We start from the raw sequence: 18,830 nt of genomic DNA, 5'->3' as shown, positions 1-18,830 counted from the left end.
CGGTACGATAGCCACTTACTCCTCATCCTTCCACTATCCTGATTGGTTTATCATACCGCTCGTCGAACGATCACGCCAGCAATGGCGACCGAGAGCACTGTGAACACACCGAGCACACCAACCGCAATCCAGAAATCGATAGCACTTCCCTCACCGAGAACAACATAGTTCATCGCTTCCACAATGTACGTAATCGGCATCACGCGTGCCGGGAGTTCGAGGTACGTCGGCAGATCCTCGACCGGCATGAACGTCCCACCAAGAATGATCTGTGGGGAGATGACGACGGGAATGAACTGCATGACTTGAAACTCGTTTTGCGCGAACAACGAGAGTAATACTCCAAGACCGAGCGCGGTCAGCGCGCCGAGGAATTCGACGAGAAAAATGAGCGCAACGCTGTGTTCGAACGTGACATCCAGGAAATAGATACCCGAACCGAGCAACACAAGCGACTGGACAACTGCGAGGACGCCGAATCCGAGGACGTACCCCAGCACGAGACCAACTTGGGAGATCGGCGAGACGAGCACTCGATCGAGGGTGCCAGTGGTCCGCTCACGGAGGAACCCAATCGCGGTAAGGAGGTACGTCAAAACAAACACGAACACGCCGAGCAGGATCGGTGCAACCCCCTGTGGGTTAGGGAAGACTTCGCTGAATAGGTAGATGATGAACACGGGAGCTACGAGCACGAGCCCGAGAGTGCGCCGGTCACCCCGCAGGGTCAACAATAGTCGATGGGCAACCGGGAACATTCCCCGGATCGGAGACGCAATGCTCATCGCTTCGCCCCTACGACGTCGTCCGCATCCGCCGACCCGCCCTCGGCTGTGTCAGACCCCCGATCGAGGAGCGCGAGGAAGGCGTCTTCGAGGTCTGCGGTCCCCGTCGAGTCGAGGAACGACTGCGGCGTATCGAACGCGAGTACCCGGCCATCTCGAAGGAACAACACGCGGTCGCTCTTGGCCGCCTCGGCCAAGTAGTGCGTCGAGACCAAAATGAGGGTGCCGCCATCACAGCGTTCGCGGAACGCCGTCCACATGTTCGCCCGGAGCTCCGGGTCGACACCCACAGTCGGCTCGTCGAGAAAGAGAATCTCGGGATCGTGGACGAGCGCGCACGCGAGGCTCGTTCGTCGGATCATTCCACCGGAGAGCTCCGTGATGCGGGCATCGGCCCGCTCCGTAAGATCGACGAAGTCGAGCGCGCGGTTGACGGCGACTTCACGGTCATCTACACCATAAAGTCGGGCGAAAAACGTGACGTTTTCCCGGACTGAGAGGTCATCGTAGACGGCCTCGTTCTGGGGCATATAGCCGATACGAGCGCGCTCCGTGCCCTGGAGATTCGTCAGAGCGGTGCCGTTGATGCTCACCGATCCGTTCGATGGGTGGAGCAGTCCGAGCAGACACCGAATGAGCGTCGTCTTTCCCGACCCGTTCGGCCCAGCGATACCGATGATCTGCGGACCGTCGATGTCGAGATTGATTCCATCGAGTGCCGTGATCGAGCCAAACGACCGAGTGAGATCATCGGCAGTGATAGAAACATCAGTAGTTTCGTTCATACCGGCAAAGAAGCATGCTGGATAGATGACGATTGTGTGGACTATACTCGGGTGGTTTATATTCGCGTTTTTCCACGTCTTAATTGAGGTATTTCTATTCATTAGTGCTATTGCAGGGTATAGTCGGGTTCTTTTTATTGATCTGGGTTGTGGAATCACTATGCAGTACGTACAAGTGGCGAACACGCCGGATCCCGATAATACGCCGGAGATCTTCGACCTTCTCGCTCGTTCCACGTCGGTCACCGAGACGCGACTCTACGAGTGGAATTTCTCTGCGGATCGGAATGTGACTGGGCTCTTCGAAGTGATCGGCGATCAAGATCACTTTGAGGCGGAGCTGAGCGAACTCGCCTGTATTCGGTGGTATGACATCATACCCGCGGGCGATCGACGATTCAATCTGCTCATGGTGCTCGAGCCAGGCGATGTACCGCTACTAAGCAAAGGACTGGAGAAGCTCACTCAGCAGAGATTGATAGTGATGAAACCAGTGCTCTATCGAAACGGTAAGATCCATGCCCAAATCGTTGGTACGTCATCGGTGCTACAGTCGGCAATAAGCGAACTTCCACCCGAAGTCAACGTGTCGGTCGAGCGAATCGGTGTCTTCAATCAGAGTCGCGAGCGTCCGCTATCAGAGCTAAGCGATCGACAACAGGAGGCGCTTTTAGTGGCGTTCGAGCTTGGGTACTACGAAACTCCACGAGCGGTGACGCACGCTGACATTGCCGAGAGACTAGATTGTGCGTCGAACACCGCGTCCGAGCACTTGCAGAAAGCAGAGAGCAAGATAATAACTGAGATTCTCGAACGAGACGCCCAGTGGTGAGTCTGAACAGCACAGTTGTTCTGCCACTTGCGTGTCTAATTTCGAATCTTCTCGCTCAACTTTACGATCTCACTGCTCTACCTCAATTTCCTTGCTGAACCTACTGCCGCTTATACTGCCCACGGGAAGTCACCCAGCCAAAATCAGGCAAATTCGAGGAATCGATCTCGCTGCAGTCACACGTTCTACCCTAATTAGATATCAAATTGAGTAGGTCGAAAATGGCCAAAATCTCACAAGTGCAGCATTTTTCGGATAACCGAAACTATTCGAGGATCATATCACCACGACCTGCTCATCGCGAACAGGAGCTAATCGAGTAGCCATATCATCAGTGAAAGGATGTTGGTGGCCATGAAGGTCCACCCATCACCCTCAAAGCAGGGAAAATATCCCTACTCCATGTCCTGCTGCTCCCCGCGTGAAAGGAGCAGCAAGTTGCTATACGGCAGCAGGGGCCTTAACCTTGCAACCTCGTCGATAGCCGAATTCCAATGACGTTCGTCGGGAGAACAGGCGTAGACACAATGAACTGTGAGACAGCACAGGACGGTCAACAGCAGCGAAGTCTAGCTAGGACAGGATAAAGAAATCCGATGAACAACGAGAAGGGGGTGCCAGTGGATGCATTGGTTGGGGTGCCCACTGTCTTCACGCAGATCTGGGTGCCAACACGGGTTCTATAGTGGAGGTGCCATGGGAGTGAGACACCGAGGTTTCAATGAACACACGAGTGACCATCAGTGAGTAGTGCTACCGGACTGTCAGCCGGAGGGAAGGGTAGTCAACCGGGGACGGTCCAAAAGCAACCCTGGACTGTCGTTACTGACCAGCAGAACAGACGTTGGTAGTGTTGCAGCCCATAGGATTGTCCTCCTAGTACCAGCGGGTGAGGATCAAATCCGGTGACGTCTGAGGGACTGTCCAGCGTGCTGCAACGAGTTGTGAAGTGGACTGGTTGAGGTCAATGGGCTGTCTTCTGTGAATTAGCAGTGGGACTGTCTGTGAGAGCGAGAGTGATTGTGGGAGGAGAGGGAGTCTCCCGGTAGTGTACAGCTGAGTTACTCCGGAAATATGGTGTGGTGAATAGTTGAGTCGGGTCACTCTCTTGGACCCCAATACAGACACCACTACCTGAGGACTCGTTATTCCTCGGGGGTCTCTTTCTGAGAGTGCTCTGTCGGTTGGATCACGAGACGTTCGATTCGTGCGTTGTCGATAGCGTCGACGCGAAGGATGTATCCCTCTCGTTCGATTTGGGCACCGACTTCAGGTTCTCGCCCCAGTTGACTAAAGACGAAGCCGCCGATCGTCTCGACCTCATCGGTCTCGAACGTGGCGCCAAGCCGTTCGTTCACGTCTCGGACTGGGACGCCGCCGTCAACGATGTACGTTCCGTCGTCTCGCTGCTCGATAGCGGGTCCCTGCGGTGCCGTGTCGAATTCGTCTCGAATGTCACCGACGATCTCCTCGAGGATGTCCTCGATGGTGACGATCCCCTCGAAAACGCCCCATTCGTCGATGACAACCGCGATCTGTCCACCACCGTGCGTCTGAAACTCGGCGAGAATTGCGTCGATCCGGCGCGTTTCCGGAACGACGAGAACGTCGCGTGCGAGGTCACGTGCAGTGATCGGGCCGTCGTGATCCGTCTCGGTTTCACTCGCCTTCAGAATGTCCTTCGCGTGGACGAATCCAATCGGCTGCTCCCCGTCCTCGTCAAGCACGATATATCGCGTGTAGGTTCCGCTGGCGGCAACCGCACGAAGTTCTGAAAGCGCCATCGAGGCGGATACGGTTTCTACATCGGGACGTGGAACCATGATTTCGCGGGCGATCGTATCGCCGAGTTCGAAGACACTCTCAATCATCTCGACTTCGTCGAGATCGATCTCCCCGGTTTCTTCGGAGCGACTGAGAATCATCAGAATTTCTTCCTCGGAATGTGTCTCTTCGCCTTCTGCCGCTGGCGAGACCCCAAACAAGCTCGTAAAGTAGTTGGCAGTGCCGTTGAAGACGATGATACCCGGGATGAACACATAATAAAAGAACTTCATGAGTGGAGCAACGAGCAACGCTACTCTCTCGGCCTCCTGGATGGCGAACGTCTTTGGCGCGAGTTCACCGAATACGACGTGGAGGAACGTGATGAAGCCGAATCCCAGCGCGAACGCGACAAGATGAATCGTTCCCGCAGGCAGGAGTTCACCGAGAACCGGTTCGATGAGTGCTGCCACAGCCGGTTCGCCGATCCACCCGAGGCCGAGTGAGGAGAGCGTAATCCCGAGCTGACTGACTGCGAGATAGCTGTCCAAATTTTCGATGGCGTCCTGTACCAGGCCTGCGCCGGGCTTCCCGCGGTCGACGAGCGTGTTCACCCGGGTCGGTCGGATTTTCACGAATGCGAATTCGGCGGCTACAAACACCCCGTTCATGATGACGAGGAAGATAGCGAGAAGCAACCCACCGACGGAGATCAAATCAACCATTACACGCTCATAGGCGTGTGGGGCTCTTGTAAGGGGCGGCTGCTGTCGTCTCGATCTCCAGATGCGTCTCGGCTACGTCTCTTTCGGGATACATCCCCAACGGTCCGTGGGAACTGCTTAGTGACTGTTCGTCGTATCTGCCGATAGCAACCAATGCAGACGATTATCGGAACGTAGGGCGAGTGGGTGGTCTTTAATTTCTCCCATCTGGATTCCCGACGCTGGCCGAATCAACCAGTGCACGCGACAGTTGACCCGGCAATAAATATAACAATCTAAGAGAGAATGATAATTTGTGAAGCGGCAATAGAGCGAGGAAGACGAGTCTACCCACGTTGTAGCCATACTCGAACCATATCATCCTAAGAAGGAACTCAGAGAGGTAGATAATAACACCATCATCAGAACATGAGCTCTCTTAATCGGATTAGTTTGATGGTGGAAAGTTGTACCATCCTTGCTCATCACCCGTGAGCCTCACGTCGGTAGAGAAGCGGTATAGCACACCACTCATGAGCGTAGAGAGGTGGATGCGTTAGTTCTCGTCGAGGATATACCGTCCCGTATTACCACAGTTAACGCACGACACATCTGCAAATGGGGACATGAGAGCGACGCACAGAGCAATCATAGAGGAATGAGAGATATTATCCGCTCGTTTGTGTTCCAATACGGTTGGCCAGTGCGCTAGCAACACCCTTGAGCTGTTGGGTCCCTAGCCCGGCAACGATTATCCCGCCGACACCATCGTAGAGGATGTCGAAGACGATATCGCTGGAACCGCGTTGGGCGAGTACTGCGGTGGTCCCAGTAAGACTTGCAATTCCACCGAGTGTGAATTCAAGCATCTCCCAGAGTACGCCGACTGCAAGTGAGAAAATCACGATGAACGCGAACATATACTGTGGTGGAATCGTGAGATCGTCGTAGTATTCGTCAAGTGCCCGCGCACTCGCATAACCGATGCCAGCAACAAGCGTCCCCGAGAGGGTGTGAGTTACCGAATCGTACCATCCGAACCAATCGTAAGGCCCCAGGGCGCCAATTGCATGGAGGAATACTGCAGTCGTAATCCAGAGTGTGAGGCCCACATCCATCGGAATGTGGTAATCCCGCTGGAGTAGCGCAGGTAGGAATGTCGCTACGAGTGCGACGCCTGCGTTGATCACCACCGTCCACTCGCCGACAATCAGTGCATAGAGACAGATGAGGACGAGGATGGCCTGCATCGCACGCACTAACCAGCGTTCAGTGGTGGCATCAATGTTGAAGCGGTCACCAATCGTCATTAGTGGCCCTCCGGAAGGAACTCTCGCCCGCCGTCCGTAGCCTGTGCCCGGAAATATACTCCAAATATGGGTCCTGCAAGGACACTCACTGCGGTGGCAATTACAAGATCCCACATCGTGCTGGTTTGGCTTGTGATCAGTGTCGTGTGAAGAAAACTGTCGGAGGCGTATTGAATGATAGTCCAGAGACCCGCGGTCGCCATCGTCAACAATACTACGAACACGACCGCAAACACGGGCGGCATTTCAACAGGTGAGAAGATATGAAACTCCACGGCGACTAGTAGGGCGACTGCAACGACTGCGACGAACGTCGCTATGTCTGTGAGTATGTCAGGGAGAGTGACGAAATGGGTAATAGTAGGAGGTACGGAAAGCACTAACACCTCCCACGGTACCATTGTTGATGTATCACGGAACGCAACAGTAGGAATCAGTGCGAGGACGACGGTAGCGACGGGGAGTACCGCCCAAACTGGTTTGCCGACAAAGGCGCTCACGACGGCCGCTAAGAGGAGGACACCAATGATTATCCACACAAGTACAGCGTTAAGATGGGTGTCTTCCACGAGCGCGTTTAATTCAGTCATAGTTCTCGGTTTGTCTATTTCATTTCAACCGTATACCACTACTGGCAGTCATAGTGTTGGACTCTTTGCTCTCTTCAGGGAGTCTCTGGAATCGCCCAGAAGGCTCTCTAGTTCAGAATCTCCTCGGTGGTTGTTCGTTCATCAAGCATTTGATTCGGTCGTGTTGTGTGACCTCCTTAAGTGTAGACGGAGACATTCCCCTGAACACTTGATATTCCGATGAGGAAGCACCGATGGTGTCCAAGGAGACGCACTCGTGTCGGGGATCTATGATACCGGGGAACTCTATGAGATTGCGCTCTTCTTCCTACAGCCCGACATCTTCGGGGTCGGTGGTCTACCCGTCTACAGTACAATGATAGAGGGCAAGCTTGTCGACAGCGAGAGCCAAAGGGGGCCGCGGAGGAGATCTTTGTGGAAGGTCTGGCAATCGAAATATGCTCCTCAGTCGGGCATCGACGCAACTCGGTATCATCGAGAGGCGATTTACAGTGGCGTACTTGATGCTCTCGATGCCGGGTTCATCTTTATACTTTCCACGCCGGCGGGCGACGGAGCTCTAGTGATCCCTCTAAGTCGATGTGTGACAAATATACTCGCTTGCAGCAGACTATTTATTCATATAACTCGCGTGTTTGCTATTACATAGCGTTAAACGGTTACCCTGATATCGCGGAGTTGTGAAGCGCTCACAAGAGACAATCGACCTCGGACGCAGAACCGTCTTAAGTCTTACAGGAGGAACCGTACTTGGATTGCTCGCAAGCACAGCCGTTGCGAGAGAGGACTCGGCTGCGACGAGCAAGACGAAGATCAACCGCGACGTCGAGGAAAATATCGCGGGATCCGGGCATATCAAGCTAGAACAGATCGGTCGGTACGAGTCGGGCCTCTTCGACGAAGGTGGGGCCGAAATCATCGACTATCATCCCCTTACGCAGCGACTGTTCGTCATCAACGCCGATCTCGGCGGCGTCGATGTCTTGGACATCACGGACCCGACTGCACCCGAGAAGGTCGGCGAGATCGACGCCGCGGGCGAGATCGATGGCGTGAGCTCCGCGAACAGCGTCTCGACATCTGCAGACACTGTGGCCGTCGCTCTCGAAGCGGAGGTCGCACAGGACTCCGGACAGGTCGGCCTCTACGATCCCGAAACGCTCGAACTCCTGAACACGGCGACGGTCGGACCGTTGCCGGACAAAGTCACATTTACTCCCGATGGTGAGCGGGTGCTCGTCGCAAACGAGGGCGAGCCGACGGACAACTACGCCTTCGATCCTCGTGGCTCCGTCAGCATTGTCAACATTGCCGGTTGCGGTGACACCCCTACGGTCAGCACCGCGGACTTCACTGGCTATGACGGGATGGAGGACGAACTCCGGAGCCGAGGTGTCCGCATCTTCGGCCCAGGAGCGAGCGCGTCACAGGACTTCGAGCCAGAGTACGTGACGATAAGCGACGATTCGACGACGGCGTGGGTGTCGCTCCAAGAAAACAACGCCATCGCCGCGATAGATATCGAAAACGCAGAGGTCACGGACCTCCTGCCGCTGGGGTTCAAGGACTACAGCTTGGCGGGGAACGAACTCGACGCCAGCAACGAGGACGGTGGGGTCAACATCCGGAACTGGCCGATCAAGGGGATCCTCGAGCCCGACGCAATTGGCGCGTACAGTCCGGACGGCGAGCAGTACATCGTCACGGCGAACGAGGGCGATAGCCGTGACTACGACTCGTTCAGCGAGGAGGTTGAGGTATCCGACCTGCGGCTTGACCCCGAGGCGTTCGACTTCGACGCTATCGACGGCATCGATAGCGTCGAAGAGCTCCAGAAGCCGGAGAACCTCGGTGCAAAGAAAACGACGACGACGCTCGGCGACGTCGACGGAGATGGTTTCTACGAGGAGATCTACGTTTTCGGCGGGCGGTCGTTCAGCATCTTCACCGCCGATGGGGAGCTGGTGTTCGACAGCGGGAGCGAATTCGAACGGATCACGGCCGAGCGGTTCGGCGACCAGTTCAACAACGACAACACGGAGAGCGATCCCGACGGGCGTAGCGACAACAAAGGTCCCGAGCCCGAAGGCCTCACGCTCGGGCAGGTCGGCGACCGGTATTATGCGTTCATCGGGCTCGAACGGATGGGTGGGGTCATGGTCTACGACATTACCGAACCTGAGTCCGCCACGTTCGTCGATTACGTTAACAATCGGGACTTCTCGGTCGACATCGAGGCCGAGATCGCTGAAGGTGACGCCCCTGCCGGCGCCGCCGGTGACCTCGGTCCAGAGGGACTGGCCTTCGCGTCCGTCGAGGAAAGCCCGATCGACGACCCCCTTGTCTTCGTCGGGCACGAGATTAGTGGAACAACAGCGATATTCCGCGTGACGAGCGAGTAGACCGACACATCCGACTGATACACCGATGACAGCGCGAATTGCACCGCCGCACAGGCTACAACAATGGTCGTCAGGGTTATACACCGTCTTCGAGCGGCGATAGCGAGCAATCCGCCCACCGAAGCTTTTGCAGACGAACCACCACTTCGTTATGGTGAAGCGTTCGCAGTGTTTTGAGGTGCTGAAAGTGTCGGTCAACGGGTGAATGTTGCGCCGTGATCCGCGTAGCCGAACTTGTGGTACTGCCAGGCGTGAATGAGTTCGTGCCGGACGGTTTCGCTGAATTGCTCCCACCCGTAGTGTTCGTCGGCCGTCCAGGTCAGCGCAATTGTGATCTCCTCCGTTGTAGGGTCGTACTTTGTGACTTCTGTAAGTGCCTGGACGATCTTCGAAATCTCCCTAGCGAACTACTTTGCCTGCTAGATCTCGAAAGTATTCTGCTGGGGGAGTCATCGACGATGATTATCTGTTGGCTACTTACTCGGCTCAGTCGGCGTGTTCGAGGACCTTCGCGACGGTCACAATTGCGTCAAATTCGATTGACGTCCCCTGAATATTGATCTCACCTTCATCGCGATCATATTCAATCGAGTCGATTTCAGTTGTCTTCGGGATATGCACCTGGCGAAGAGAAAGTTCGATCTGATCGTACTGCTCGTCAGGAATTGTTTCATTAGTCGAGTCGTTTTCGTGATTTGCAACATAATCCACAACCTCATCAACCGTTACTGTTCCACCCTGTTGATCGAGATAGTAGAGTGCGTATCGTCGCCGCTTCGTACTGAATAAGTCGAAGATAGTGTCTAATGTCGCCATGTTTCCCATCAATGTCTAGCCAATCGCTAACGATAGTGATTGTGGATTCGACCACCATCTCGGGGAAAATTCTTGCTCCAACTTGTGTTAAGAATATTTTATTAAAATTCGGATGTTTGTCAACCGGGAACCCTCATATCCCAACCGTGGGAATTCTCGCGCTTTAGCGCAGGGAGAATGTCAAAGCGAACTCGGCCTAGAACGTCTGGATTAAACAGAATATTAACAGCTGCCGTGATTCCGAAACTCGTTATGATCGCACTTTGAACACTGGGTTGGCTTTGAAATGAACGTTGTACCACACTCTTCACATTCAAAAATATCACCGGTTGTTCGGACTTGCTTTTCCGTTTGCTGAGCGACCTCTTCCGGAGTGAAGGCGTCACGTAACCGATGAAGTAGTTCCATAGCCAGGTATGGGATACAAGCAACGCAGCCATATATTTTATTCTATAAATTATAAATATATTCTTTATATTTCCGCAATAAATATCGGCATATGACTCTGTGATGGTGTCTGTTTGATAAATTGGCGACGCTGTGAAGTAACGAGACATGGATTAAAACGGAAGCGCAGGTTAGTTCGGCGGTTCCTTCCGTCCCGCTTTCACGCATAGACTGCCTGGGAAGCCATCGCAATCACAGCCCTTCGGTGGCCCGCGCACGTCGGTCACGTCGTCGATGGACACGGTGTGCTGGTGGTCTGTGGGGTTCTCGTGGCACTCATTATCTAGCACGTTTCGGAAGACCGGTGCCGGGTGGTCCTAAGTACTCGTGTGGTTCACGGATCAGCACGCTACATGAGGCCCAACATGTATTAGGAGAGAGCCAGTACTGCCGAGTATGGCAACCGAAGAAACCAAGGTCAGCGACCGGGGAATGGTTACGATTCCGGCGTCGCTCCGCCGACGGCTCGACATCGAACCGGGCGACAAACTCCGCTGGAATGCGGACGATGAGGGAAACCTCTCTGTCGAGGTTGTCAAGCAACGCTACGGGGCGTTCGACGACTTTGAGCCGGTGTCAATGGGTGGTAGCGGGTCTGAAACGCATGACCTCGCCGGGCACGAAGAAGATCCTGCCTTCTTCGAGAACAACTGATGGCGGTTGCAGTCGTCGATACAGGCGTTCTCATCGGGATGGCTGATACCGATGACCAACACCACGATAGTGCCATAGAGATTGTCCATGGGATGGATCACGGTACTCTCCCGACAGGGAGAGTGACGAACTACATTGCTCTCGAAACCCTCAATTGGATACACAACCAGAAGCGCCACGAGACGGCAGTAGAGACGTATGATCGATTGAATCAGTCTGCTGGATTCGAAGTCCTCCATGCGGCACAAAAGGACTTTACCAGCGCCGTCACCCTCTTTCAGACCTACGAAGGCCTCTCCTTTGGGGACGCGACGATTGTTGCGTACATGCAGCGGGAAGGCATCGAGTATCTGTACTCGTTTGATGATGATTTCGACGTGATCGGGGACATTACTCGACTAGCGACCTCAGACAATCCGTTCAACTGACTATCTATATCCTGTCCAACGGGGAGAATGAACTCCGTGTTCTCCCAGAATTCGATTCGGGCCAGTGATTGGTGAAGACGACCATCCCGACCCGATAAGTCGCGTCCTGAAACTGATAGCGGAAAACGATCGACTAACTCAGTTGTTCGGATCAAAGGGACAGTCGTTGCACGTCGATCAGGTGGCGCGAGTCGCCCTTGCTGGCGCTACCACGCATTCGATCCATGGCAGGCTCGATACGTCCGAGATACGAACGCATCGATTTGTATGACGGTTGATTTTCGTCCGCAGTCGAGTTCTCCGCTATTGCCGGAAGCAGTCGGCGTAGCTTTCGACGAACGCTCGGAAACTCCGCGCTTTCCGACCCAGAACACGGTCCACATCGTCACTGACCCGTCTGGAGAAACCGATTCGCGTGATTGTGTAGAGGGCGATCATGACGCCGATCATTGGATATGGGACATCCCGCGATCGCATCCGTCGACCGAATGCAAGGATCGATGGATTTGGATATGTAACTTGGCGACCTAGAACGTCCGTGAACACGTCGGCAATGTGGTAACAATCGAGTGCTGCTGGTCCGGTCACATTGTATGCACAGTTTTCATGGCCCGGTTCGGTGAGCGCTGTAACTCCGACAGCGGCAACGTCGCGAGCATCCACGAATCCTGTTTTACCGCCGCCAGCGGGTACGAACACTTCATCGTGCTCTATGATATCCAGTCGATGAATCTCACTGAAGTTTTGCATGAAATTAGCGGCTCGAAGAAAGGTGTATGTCACGTCGGCGTCTTTGAGGTGGCTCTCCATTCGAGAGTGGGGGAGTAGCGGGTTTTTCTCGGCACCGAGGACCGATAAGTAGACAATGTGCTCCGTTCCCATTCGTATCGCGGCATCCACGAATTTTTTGAGCCAATCGACACTCACCTTCGGCGGACGAACGAGAAACAACTGGTCTACATCAACGAGTGCCGCATTCCACGTTTCCGGGCGTTCGAAATCAAACTCGACGCTCACCGAATTAGTACCATCGACGTTTAACCGCGATGGGGTACGGCTAGCAATTCGAGACTGTACCGTCGTACTCTCGAATTGGTCGGAGACTTCCGAGCCGACAGTGCCTGTCGAACCAGTGATGAGCACACTCCCTCTTCTCTCCTCATTTAATGTTGTCATTTGTAATGCTCGTAGTACGATTTCAGTAGTAGTAGACGTACCGTTTGAACGCCACGATGTCATAAATCAGGCCTGAAAGAATTCTGAACGAGAGACAGGCGAACAAGGCAGCACTCACCACCGGCTCTCAGTTATCACCCAGATTCGTACGGAACAAATATTCCAGTGTTAGTGGGAAAGCGCGAAGAGGCCGCCCTCCTATGGGCTCCCTTCATGTCGACGTGACTCAAGAGAGCGATCAGAAAATAGAGTGGCTCTGGGTAGTATGTGATACTAATTTAGTACCAATTCCGAACCAGACTACTATTTCGAGCAATTATTCATATATCGCCAATAAGAATAGGTATGGGATACCATCTCATCGACCCTACCGACCTTGACCAGTGGGACGACCGTCCGACCGATGTCCGATCGCTCAGTGTTGCAGCAGGATACGACTATCAGAACTCGAAGCTCGGTCTTCGAGTCTACGAACTTTCTCCCGGTGAGCAGTCCGGGCTGAGCTACCACACCCACGACGAGCAAGTCGAGGCATTCTACGTTCTCGACGGGACGCTTCACGTCGAAACCCCCGACGAGACGTATGTTGTTGAATCTGACCACGTCCTCTTCGTCGATCCTGGGAGCCCGCAGCGAGCGTTCAATCCCGAAACCGCCGAAACGGACACACGGATCCTCGCCATCGGAGCACCGTCAGTCGACGACGCACACGCGTACGACCCAACTGACGACACGTGATCCATCTCTCCATTGGACAGGCGAGAAACGCCGTCACACGATGACTAAGGTAGGGAAACAGCTCGACGGATATCGGACCCCCGGTCAGCAGGACAGCATCTATAGAGAAATGAGTACGTCTTCAACACCTCATATCTCAGGTCGCGGAGCAAACAAGTGATGGCGATATTTGTCGAGTGATTCGTGAATCCGAGTTTCCGGCAGTGATCGTTCTGCGAGTGGCAGATACGTCCGGTTTCGAGCAACCACCTGCTCATCGATGGCTTGATGATATTCTAATTTTAGATGAAATATTATTTCGGTACACTCTTGTGACGCCACTGTCTTCCAATGTGACGCATGGCACGCATCGTAGAACAACCACACCCTCAGACCTGGATACATCGCCCTGATAGCACCTCCCAACACCAATCCACTAGAAGGAAATATCGATGATTCTCACATCGCTTCTCCAGTGGATAGTCAATCAATTTCCGGGTTCCGAGGGGCAGTTTTTTCCTGTCACTCATTGTGGGTATCGGACTCATCCTCTGTGAGTGGATACTTTGGAGACTCTCGCGGGAGTGAAGACCGAAGCGATAACCGCTACGATAACGCCGGTAATCACGCCGTTTGCGCCCCCCGCGAGGACTTCGTTGAAAACGGCGCGTCCGCCGGTTCGAAGTGAGACCTGTTCGAGTGCGATACCGCGGACGGTCACGGCCATCGACTGCGTGCCCGCACTTCCACTCATTCGGCGACGATCGGCATGTAGACCGCGAGCAGCGTCAACGCTGCGATAGTGCTCTCGAATAGGCTGACTGTAGCCACGGCGAGAAAGGCTGTTCCGAGATGTTTGAACAGCGCCCCGCTCTTCCTCGTTTGTATCCTAGCGGTACGTTTCCGCCGTCGAATACCGATCATGACTCGAATAGAGTATCGCCGATGGAGGACCGCTCGTCTACCCGTCGGCCGCTGAATATTCTCTCTCTGAGCTCAATCGGTCGCGATGTGTTCGAACCCCTCGTAGAAGTCGTGTATCGAGACACGCCCGGTTCCTAAGGTCGACGCCTTCTCACGTAACCGTTGGGCAAGGTCCTCACCAGGGTCTCCATAGATGTCGATCGCCTCGAGCTCGATGAATTCACCGATCGGGGGAAATTTGGGGCCGGCAACATCCATGTGATGTTCCAGCGTCGCTGGATCAGCGTGCGTGTGGACGACTGTCATTTCGTCCCCGTCGCTGCTGAAATAGACGTCGTACGACAGGAGATCTGGCTCGTTGGATTCGACGAACTCGACCAGCTCCGCCATGGCCGATTTGAGGTCGTCCAGTTTCCCGTCGTGCACTACCGATCGGTCGACGTAGAGAATGAAATCAGTCATACTGCTACCTCCGGCGGGATTCGATCCGTGGATCGACGCATGTTATGTGTGACCCCCGATCAGGCTTCGTCGGCCTAACTAATAATCTCATCTGCTCCCAGTAGTCCATATGAACGCAGTAGATCGGCCTCAAGGTGTGCTCAGCCAGAGATCGAGGAACATACGATGATCCAGTGTCATTGAAATTGACGGTTATGAATCAGAACATTCACGCATCCGCGCCTCCAAGAGGTTGACACATTTCTCGAATTTGCCAGCCTTGGCACATCGGACACCGGTTTCCTTCCACAGTTTTGGGCGTATGGTATCGACCGTGACCAACTCGCCGATCAGCTCACCACTACTCCGGCACTCCGTTCGATTTCCGAACACGCCGTGTGCTCCGATCGCGTGCGCTATGACGTGGAGTGGGAAACCACTGCCAACGCAATCATTAACCTGGAGTGTCTCAGAACTCTGCTTTGTGACCTCGAAGTCACCATTTTGTTTGGTCGGATTACGCCCGCCGAGTGGGTTCTCGTCTGCCAGTTCCCAACCCAGATGCTCTGATCCGCCTCTCTACGGAGTTCGACTATTCTGCCCGTCAATTTTCCCAACACACCAATCTCAACCTCGGCGAGCATTATCCCAAGAACCAGTGACGAGAAGCGTTGTTTCTCTTGTACAGTAGTGGTTGTCTCTTTCAATTTCGGTTGAGTCACTCGGTCCATTTGAGACCACCAGTGCTTGTATTGAGAGTTGGGGATGAATATGCAGACAGAATTTCTTTACATCCACTTACCTCTTGTTCGATTCGAGATTCATGAGAGAGTTCGCATAATGACGCCTCGACGCATTCCTGATGGCGGATCACGAAGCGACGACTCAGAAACGCCACTCAGTGTTGTGGTCGCTGAAGCCATTGCCGAGCATGACGGCCGAGCGATCCAAGAAAGCGAACCGCTGTTCGAGTACATCAATCCCGATGCGCTCAACGCCTTGTTTGCCTCCACGTGCACAGGAACACCACGTCGTGGATCCGTGAGCTTTCGCTATGATTCCTACTGGGTGACAGTCTCGAGTGACCGAAGCGTTTCTATCGAACCGCTCGATGAGTTCGAGGAGTAAGCAGTACTCCGATTCTGTTTGCATTGACCGGGTGGCTCGCTGGCGTTGGGGGAAGCACGAAACCTGACTCTCCAAGAGGAAGATTGTGTTTCAGCAGGCGTCTTTTTCACTGTAGATGACATATGTGCCGTCATGGGCGACGCAGACGAGGACGAATCAATGGTCGGGCGGATGGATGAGTCCCGAATTCGATTTTGGTTTCTCCTCGATGGGGATCGGTGGGTAATTACTGGCATGCTCACGCTCGGTTTGTTCGTTATCCTCGTCGTCGCTGGGACAGTCGGCCCCTCATCGTTTCGCTCGGTCATGAGCAACACAAATCAAGTCGGTATTGCATTCCAGGCATTCATTGCGTCGCTTATCACTGGTGTGACGCTCGTTGTCACGATCGGTCAACTAGTCCTCTCACAGGAACTCGGGTCGCTAAAAAGTCAACGTGAACGGATGGAAGCTACCGTAGAGTTTCGTCAAGATATCACTAGTTTGATCGGAAGCATCGGGCTTCCCGATCCCGCGACGTTTCTCCGCCAACTCATTCTGACAAGCAGAGATCGTGCCGAGGCGCTCGAAGATGTTCTTGCAGAGAACAGTGATAACGAATTACGCGACCAAGTCGATCAATTCGTTGCGGCTCTCATCGAAAACGCCAATGAGGTCGAAGAGCAGCTAGACGACGCCGAGTTCGGTGAATTCAACTTATTACGCACAGCCATGAACTATAACCATTCGTGGAAGCTGTACGGTGCCCTATGGCTCCGATCGGAGTATGAAGACAGCCTCGACGATGAGGAACGAAGTGCGTTCGATGAATTAATCGACGTGCTCATGTTTTTCGGCCCGACTCGCGAGCATTTCAAAGCACTCTACTTTCAGTGGGAACTCGTCCGCCTCATCCGATCGATTCTGATTACCGCATTTCCTGCATTGGCCGTCGCGATTGCGACACTACTCTATCTGGCACCGACCTCGTTTCCTGGCGTGACTTTTGGCGTCGCAAATATTATCTGGATCGTTAGTGCGTCCTCAGCTATCTCTATCGTCCCCTTTTTTGTACTGACTTCCATCGTCCTGCGAATCGCGACGATTGCGAAGCGGACGAGTGCGATCGGGCCGTTTATTCTGCATGAATCGGACCGTGGCGATGATATCGACCTCGAGAATTAAACACTCATTTTAACGAATCCACTGAAATGGATCTTTATACGATACATTCCGATCTTATGGTGGTACACTCCGTGAGTGTGATCCCCATCGCGGACTTCGGCTGTTTACTTGAGGCAGACACGGCCCATATGTTCCTAATTTATCCGTTGATAGCAACCCCCGGTGGGGCAACTGCTCCACGAATTGGGATTCACCGAAAGAAAACGGTTTGTCTATGATTGCACTACGGTGAGCTATGGTGACTTCGTGGGCGAACTGGGAACACGTGACCAAAATCGACCCAGACAAACCACTCCACGACGGGGATACCTATCCTGCTATTGCCGACACGGGAACAGACGCACTCATTATCGGTGGTACCACGAACGTCAGAGAAGCACGTATTCAACCAATTAATGAGCGATCGCAGTCTAAGAATCCAGCCAGTAAACCCGAGTCGATCCCAACAACAGCGGAAGGGCCATCCATTCCGAAGAAAGGCTACTTGGTCGATGAAATTGCAGAGGACCTCTATTACATAACGGATGGGACGTTTCAAAGTATCTTACTGCAATCGTATCGCTCGGCGCGTAAAATGCCGTGGTCGCTTGATCCGTATTTCTCACTGGTAACGTCGTAGTTATCACAGTGACTTGAATCGAAAGTGGACAAGCCCCATTTCGACTTGTCGAATTGTTTTCCAACCAGTGTTCCGCCTCAGCATCGTTAAGCGAGCACATCACATATGAAGAATATGAGTGGGGTGAGGAGCCAGAACCCAAGCGAGCGTGAAACCGATGTGGGATCAGGTCGCCACACCCTACTGCTATTTATCATCACCTCCTTGACCTTCGGCACTGCATTCGTCGGTATCAAGGCAGGTCTGGTCGCTCTCCCACCGATACTGTTTGCCGGATTGCGCTACGACATCGGGGCGGCAATCCTTCTCGCATACGTGTATCGGCGTGGTGGCTATTGGCGACCACGTACCCGCGGTGATCTGATGGCAGTCGTCATCGCTGGATTGTTTCTCTCAGGATTTAACGCCGCGCTCCTCTTCACGGGACAGCAATATCTCACCACTGGAACTGCTGCAGTCATATTTAGCCTTGTTCCTGTTTTAGCGCCACTGTTTGCAATAGTACTGTTACCCGAGGAAAAATTCGACTTCCTCGGAATGATTGGTATTCTGCTTGGATTAGGCGGAGTGACGATCATTGTTGGGCTGAATTCGATATCCACAGCGGGAAACGCGACTCTTCTTGGGGTCACTTTGGTTGGCGGTGCTGCAGTCGCAGTAGCATTCGGAAGTGTGCTTCTGAGCAGGACAGACCGCTCGATTTCGGGAATAGGTATGACAGCGTGGGCACTGGTGCTGGCTGCTGGAGTAGTTCATGGTCTCAGTCTATTGATTGGCGAATCACCGGGAGACGTCACGCTAACGTTCGGGACCCTCGTCGCAATCTTTTGGGTTGGGGTGCCTGCAACGGCGGTTGCTTTTCCTGCCTATTACGGCCTCATCGATCGCGCTGGACCAGTTCGAGCGAACCTCATTAGTTATACAGTTCCACTTGTCGCAACGGGAGTAGGCGCTATCGTTCTTAATGAGGTAGTTCCCGTTCGGACTGTCTTCGGCTTTGCAGTCATCGTTATTGGCTTTGCTCTGATCGAACGGAAAAATCTTCGAGATGAAATCCGAAGAGTACGTGGGGTACCTGATTCACCCGACCAAGATGAAGAACACATTTGTGAATCCGCTCCCCGGGGGTGAAGTACAATCGATT

The 18,830-nt window shown here is 53.7% G+C and carries 19 protein-coding genes and 1 pseudogene; 9 read left to right on the top strand and 11 right to left on the bottom strand.

Annotated features, from left to right (window positions below; genetic code table 11):
* Positions 1-50: 50 nt before the first annotated feature.
* Complete coding sequence (locus tag AC1XDK_RS23675; RefSeq protein WP_483352552.1) at positions 51-758, bottom strand: ABC transporter permease; 708 nt, start codon at positions 756-758, stop codon at positions 51-53.
* Positions 759-781: 23 nt separating this feature from the next.
* A complete protein-coding gene (locus AC1XDK_RS23670; protein WP_483352484.1) occupies positions 782-1,570 on the bottom strand; it encodes an ABC transporter ATP-binding protein in 789 nt (262 codons plus the stop codon).
* 160 nt (positions 1,571-1,730) lie between these two features.
* Between AC1XDK_RS23670 and AC1XDK_RS23665 the strand changes: the two genes are divergently transcribed.
* Positions 1,731-2,402 (top strand): helix-turn-helix domain-containing protein, encoded by a 672-nt coding sequence (locus tag AC1XDK_RS23665; protein ID WP_483352483.1) that lies wholly within the window; start codon positions 1,731-1,733, stop codon positions 2,400-2,402.
* 1,145 nt (positions 2,403-3,547) lie between these two features.
* Here the strand turns inward: AC1XDK_RS23665 and AC1XDK_RS23660 are convergent.
* The 3 genes from AC1XDK_RS23660 to AC1XDK_RS23650 all read right to left on the bottom strand — a co-directional run bounded on the left by AC1XDK_RS23660 (position 3,548) and on the right by AC1XDK_RS23650 (position 6,770).
* On the bottom strand, positions 3,548-4,891 hold the full coding sequence (locus AC1XDK_RS23660) for a hemolysin family protein (protein ID WP_483352482.1): 1,344 nt from the start codon (positions 4,889-4,891) through the stop codon (positions 3,548-3,550).
* A 647-nt stretch (positions 4,892-5,538) separates the two neighbouring features.
* Positions 5,539-6,180 carry a DUF2238 domain-containing protein gene (locus AC1XDK_RS23655; protein ID WP_483352481.1) on the bottom strand — a complete coding sequence of 214 codons (642 nt, stop codon included), beginning with the start codon at positions 6,178-6,180 and terminating at the stop codon, positions 5,539-5,541.
* Positions 6,180-6,770: a hypothetical protein gene (locus AC1XDK_RS23650; protein WP_483352480.1), complete on the bottom strand. Its 591-nt coding sequence runs from the start codon at positions 6,768-6,770 to the stop codon at positions 6,180-6,182. Before AC1XDK_RS23650 ends, AC1XDK_RS23655 begins: the two co-directional genes overlap by 1 nt.
* A gap of 755 nt (positions 6,771-7,525) precedes the next feature.
* On the opposite strand from AC1XDK_RS23650, the gene AC1XDK_RS23645 reads away from it, so the two are divergent.
* Entirely contained in the window at positions 7,526-9,172 is a 1,647-nt protein-coding gene (locus AC1XDK_RS23645) for a choice-of-anchor I family protein (protein ID WP_483352479.1), read from the top strand.
* A gap of 194 nt (positions 9,173-9,366) precedes the next feature.
* Here the strand turns inward: AC1XDK_RS23645 and AC1XDK_RS23640 are convergent, their stop codons facing one another.
* The 3 genes from AC1XDK_RS23640 to AC1XDK_RS23630 all read right to left on the bottom strand — a co-directional run bounded on the left by AC1XDK_RS23640 (position 9,367) and on the right by AC1XDK_RS23630 (position 10,725).
* Positions 9,367-9,495, bottom strand: coding sequence for a SprT-like domain-containing protein (locus AC1XDK_RS23640; RefSeq protein ID WP_483352551.1), 129 nt, complete (start codon positions 9,493-9,495; stop codon positions 9,367-9,369).
* A gap of 163 nt (positions 9,496-9,658) precedes the next feature.
* Positions 9,659-9,988, bottom strand: a complete 330-nt coding sequence (locus tag AC1XDK_RS23635) for a DUF7344 domain-containing protein (protein WP_483352478.1) — start codon at positions 9,986-9,988, stop codon at positions 9,659-9,661.
* 578 nt (positions 9,989-10,566) lie between these two features.
* Complete coding sequence (locus tag AC1XDK_RS23630; protein WP_483352477.1) at positions 10,567-10,725, bottom strand: hypothetical protein; 159 nt, start codon at positions 10,723-10,725, stop codon at positions 10,567-10,569.
* Between the two features lie 106 nt (positions 10,726-10,831).
* Between AC1XDK_RS23630 and AC1XDK_RS23625 the strand changes: the two genes are divergently transcribed.
* Positions 10,832-11,089, top strand: a complete 258-nt coding sequence (locus tag AC1XDK_RS23625; RefSeq protein ID WP_076432868.1) for an AbrB/MazE/SpoVT family DNA-binding domain-containing protein — start codon at positions 10,832-10,834, stop codon at positions 11,087-11,089.
* The gene (locus AC1XDK_RS23620; protein WP_483352476.1) at positions 11,089-11,517 is read left to right on the top strand and encodes a type II toxin-antitoxin system VapC family toxin; all 429 of its coding nucleotides are present in this window, start codon (positions 11,089-11,091) and stop codon (positions 11,515-11,517) included. The genes AC1XDK_RS23625 and AC1XDK_RS23620 overlap by 1 nt, the downstream gene beginning before the upstream one ends.
* A gap of 303 nt (positions 11,518-11,820) precedes the next feature.
* Here the strand turns inward: AC1XDK_RS23620 and AC1XDK_RS23615 are convergent, their stop codons facing one another.
* On the bottom strand, positions 11,821-12,756 hold the full coding sequence (locus AC1XDK_RS23615) for an NAD(P)H-binding protein (protein WP_483352475.1): 936 nt from the start codon (positions 12,754-12,756) through the stop codon (positions 11,821-11,823).
* A 282-nt stretch (positions 12,757-13,038) separates the two neighbouring features.
* Between AC1XDK_RS23615 and AC1XDK_RS23610 the strand changes: the two genes are divergently transcribed.
* A complete protein-coding gene (locus AC1XDK_RS23610) occupies positions 13,039-13,431 on the top strand; it encodes a cupin domain-containing protein (protein WP_483352474.1) in 393 nt (130 codons plus the stop codon).
* A gap of 565 nt (positions 13,432-13,996) precedes the next feature.
* On the opposite strand, the pseudogene AC1XDK_RS23605 reads toward AC1XDK_RS23610, so the two are convergent.
* Together AC1XDK_RS23605 and AC1XDK_RS23600 are read right to left on the bottom strand one after the other, a co-directional pair.
* Positions 13,997-14,274 (bottom strand): annotated as a pseudogene (locus AC1XDK_RS23605) (magnesium transporter); the annotation flags it as partial.
* Positions 14,275-14,406: 132 nt separating this feature from the next.
* On the bottom strand, positions 14,407-14,796 hold the full coding sequence (locus AC1XDK_RS23600) for a hypothetical protein (protein ID WP_483352473.1): 390 nt from the start codon (positions 14,794-14,796) through the stop codon (positions 14,407-14,409).
* Positions 14,797-15,615: 819 nt separating this feature from the next.
* Between AC1XDK_RS23600 and AC1XDK_RS23595 the strand changes: the two genes are divergently transcribed.
* The 4 genes from AC1XDK_RS23595 (at position 15,616) to AC1XDK_RS23580 (ending at position 18,817) form a co-directional block, all read left to right on the top strand.
* Complete coding sequence (locus tag AC1XDK_RS23595; RefSeq protein ID WP_483352472.1) at positions 15,616-15,903, top strand: HalOD1 output domain-containing protein; 288 nt, start codon at positions 15,616-15,618, stop codon at positions 15,901-15,903.
* 132 nt (positions 15,904-16,035) lie between these two features.
* Positions 16,036-17,067: a DUF7972 family membrane protein gene (locus AC1XDK_RS23590; RefSeq protein ID WP_483352471.1), complete on the top strand. Its 1,032-nt coding sequence runs from the start codon at positions 16,036-16,038 to the stop codon at positions 17,065-17,067.
* 235 nt (positions 17,068-17,302) lie between these two features.
* The gene (locus tag AC1XDK_RS23585; RefSeq protein WP_483352470.1) at positions 17,303-17,686 is read left to right on the top strand and encodes a geranylgeranylglyceryl/heptaprenylglyceryl phosphate synthase; all 384 of its coding nucleotides are present in this window, start codon (positions 17,303-17,305) and stop codon (positions 17,684-17,686) included.
* 114 nt (positions 17,687-17,800) lie between these two features.
* Positions 17,801-18,817, top strand: a complete 1,017-nt coding sequence (locus tag AC1XDK_RS23580; RefSeq protein WP_483352469.1) for a DMT family transporter — start codon at positions 17,801-17,803, stop codon at positions 18,815-18,817.
* Positions 18,818-18,830: the final 13 nt, after the last annotated feature.

The sequence above is a fragment of the Haladaptatus sp. HS23 genome (genome assembly GCF_056892285.1).
Note: the sequence above shows the minus strand (reverse complement) of the source record. Positions and strands in the feature narration are given on the sequence as shown.

Coding starts and splice junctions, on each gene's coding strand:
- AC1XDK_RS23675 (WP_483352552.1), bottom strand. CDS start 758: ATGTTCCCGGTTGCCCATCGACTATTGTTGACCCTGCGGGGTGACCGG.
- AC1XDK_RS23670 (WP_483352484.1), bottom strand. CDS start 1,570: ATGAACGAAACTACTGATGTTTCTATCACTGCCGATGATCTCACTCGG.
- AC1XDK_RS23665 (WP_483352483.1), top strand. CDS start 1,731: ATGCAGTACGTACAAGTGGCGAACACGCCGGATCCCGATAATACGCCG.
- AC1XDK_RS23660 (WP_483352482.1), bottom strand. CDS start 4,891: ATGGTTGATTTGATCTCCGTCGGTGGGTTGCTTCTCGCTATCTTCCTC.
- AC1XDK_RS23655 (WP_483352481.1), bottom strand. CDS start 6,180: ATGACGATTGGTGACCGCTTCAACATTGATGCCACCACTGAACGCTGG.
- AC1XDK_RS23650 (WP_483352480.1), bottom strand. CDS start 6,770: ATGACTGAATTAAACGCGCTCGTGGAAGACACCCATCTTAACGCTGTA.
- AC1XDK_RS23635 (WP_483352478.1), bottom strand. CDS start 9,988: ATGGCGACATTAGACACTATCTTCGACTTATTCAGTACGAAGCGGCGA.
- AC1XDK_RS23625 (WP_076432868.1), top strand. CDS start 10,832: ATGGCAACCGAAGAAACCAAGGTCAGCGACCGGGGAATGGTTACGATT.
- AC1XDK_RS23620 (WP_483352476.1), top strand. CDS start 11,089: ATGGCGGTTGCAGTCGTCGATACAGGCGTTCTCATCGGGATGGCTGAT.
- AC1XDK_RS23615 (WP_483352475.1), bottom strand. CDS start 12,756: ATGACATCGTGGCGTTCAAACGGTACGTCTACTACTACTGAAATCGTA.
- AC1XDK_RS23610 (WP_483352474.1), top strand. CDS start 13,039: ATGGGATACCATCTCATCGACCCTACCGACCTTGACCAGTGGGACGAC.
- AC1XDK_RS23600 (WP_483352473.1), bottom strand. CDS start 14,796: ATGACTGATTTCATTCTCTACGTCGACCGATCGGTAGTGCACGACGGG.
- AC1XDK_RS23595 (WP_483352472.1), top strand. CDS start 15,616: ATGACGCCTCGACGCATTCCTGATGGCGGATCACGAAGCGACGACTCA.
- AC1XDK_RS23590 (WP_483352471.1), top strand. CDS start 16,036: ATGGGCGACGCAGACGAGGACGAATCAATGGTCGGGCGGATGGATGAG.
- AC1XDK_RS23585 (WP_483352470.1), top strand. CDS start 17,303: ATGGTGACTTCGTGGGCGAACTGGGAACACGTGACCAAAATCGACCCA.
- AC1XDK_RS23580 (WP_483352469.1), top strand. CDS start 17,801: ATGAGTGGGGTGAGGAGCCAGAACCCAAGCGAGCGTGAAACCGATGTG.